General features: G+C 69.1%; 2 protein-coding genes. Both read left to right on the top strand.

Going from position 1 to position 1,607, the window contains the following annotated elements; genetic code table 11:
• Positions 1 to 787 (top strand): glycolate oxidase subunit GlcE (gene glcE / locus ACDELDRAFT_RS22295; RefSeq protein ID WP_005801070.1); only part of this gene is annotated, 787 nt, incomplete at its 5' end.
• Positions 788 to 886: 99 nt separating this feature from the next.
• On the top strand, positions 887 to 1,607 hold a 721-nt coding region (locus ACDELDRAFT_RS22290; RefSeq protein WP_040330641.1), incomplete at its 3' end, for a YoaK family protein.

Here is a 1,607-nt window from a genome sequence, read left to right as displayed (position 1 = left end):
CAGTGTGGGCGCCGTGCGCGACTACCTGCTGGGTGTGGTGCTGGTCAACGGCCGTGCCGAGCTGCTCACGTTTGGCGGCCAGGTCATGAAGAACGTGGCGGGCTACGATGTCTCGCGCCTCATGGCGGGCGCCTGGGGCACGCTGGGCTTGCTGGCCGAGGTCAGCCTCAAGGTGCTGCCCCTGGCGCCTGCCGAAGCCACGCTGCGCTTCGAGTGCAACCAGGCCGATGCACTGCGCCGGCTGCACGCCTGGGGCGGCCAGCCCCTGCCGCTCAATGCGAGCTGCTGGGTGGAAGACGCGGGCGTGGGCACGCTGTATGTGCGCCTGCGCGGCCCCGTGGCCGCGGTTGATGCGGCCTGCAAGAGCATGGGAGGCACGCGGCTCGACAACGCCACGGTGGCCCCCGACTGGCAGGCCTGCCGCGAGCAGACCTTGCCCTGGTTCACGGCCCGCCAGACCCAGCCTGGACAGGCGCTGTGGCGCCTGTCGGTGCCCGCCACCGCCCCTGTGCTGGCGCTGCCGGCAGGCGCCTCGCCGCTGGTTGAATGGCACGGCGCCCTGCGCTGGGTGCAGGCGCCCCTTGCGCAAGGCGATGCACTGCGCGAAGCTGCCCGGGCGGTGGGTGGAAATGCTACTTTATTCATAGCTGATGGCGCTGATGAATCAAGCGCTGGCGCACAATTTGACTTGAATTCCCCGGCGCTGGCACAGATCCATGAGCGCATCAAGCGCAGTTTCGACCCGGCCGGCGTCTTCAATCCGGGCCGCATGGCCCCGCAGTGGTGAAGGGTGCGCACGTGGTGGGCAGGGCCCTTCGGCATGGAACGCCGTGGTGCGATGGCGCGGCCGGACACGCCGCACGCTGCCACGCCGGGCGCTTCTAGCATGCGGCGCCTGCGCCACCTCACCGGCCACCACCGCACCGGCGCCAGCAACCGCGTGCTGGGCCTGCTGCTGGCCTTCAATGCCGGGGCCGTGAACGCGGGCGGCTTTCTGGTGGTGCACCTGTACACATCGCACATGACGGGGTTCATTTCCATGCTGGCCGACAACCTGGTGCTGGGCAACATGGTGCTGGTGCTCAGCGCCGTGGGGGCCCTGCTGGCGTTCATCAGCGGGGCGGCCACCACGGCGGTGATGGTGAACTGGGCGCTGCAGCGCAAACTGCACAGCAGCTACGCGCTGCCGCTGGTGCTGGTGGCGCTGCTCATGCTCGTGTTCGGCCTGGTGGGCGCCATCACGCTCGACTGGCGCACGCCGTTTGCGGTGCCCATGACGGTGCTGCTGCTGTCCTTCATCATGGGGCTGCAGAACGCCACCGTGACCAAGATGTCCTCGTCCCAGATCCGCACCACCCACATGACGGGTGTGGTGACCGACTTGGGCATCGAGCTGGGCAAGATGCTCTACTGGAACCGCACCGGCACCGCGCTGGAGAACCAGGTGCGTGCCAACCAGGCGCGGCTGCGGCTGTTCGCGGGGCTGGCGTCGGTTTTCCTCATCGGCGGCATTGCCGGGGCGGCGGGCTTCAAGCACGTGGGCTTCGTATTCGTGGTGCCGCTCGCGCTGGTGCTGCTGGGGCTGTCGCTGCCGCCGCTGTGGGCAG

The sequence above is a fragment of the Acidovorax delafieldii 2AN genome (genome assembly GCF_000175235.1).
GTDB lineage: Bacteria > Pseudomonadota > Gammaproteobacteria > Burkholderiales > Burkholderiaceae_C > Acidovorax > Acidovorax delafieldii_B.
Note: the sequence above shows the minus strand (reverse complement) of the source record. Positions and strands in the feature narration are given on the sequence as shown.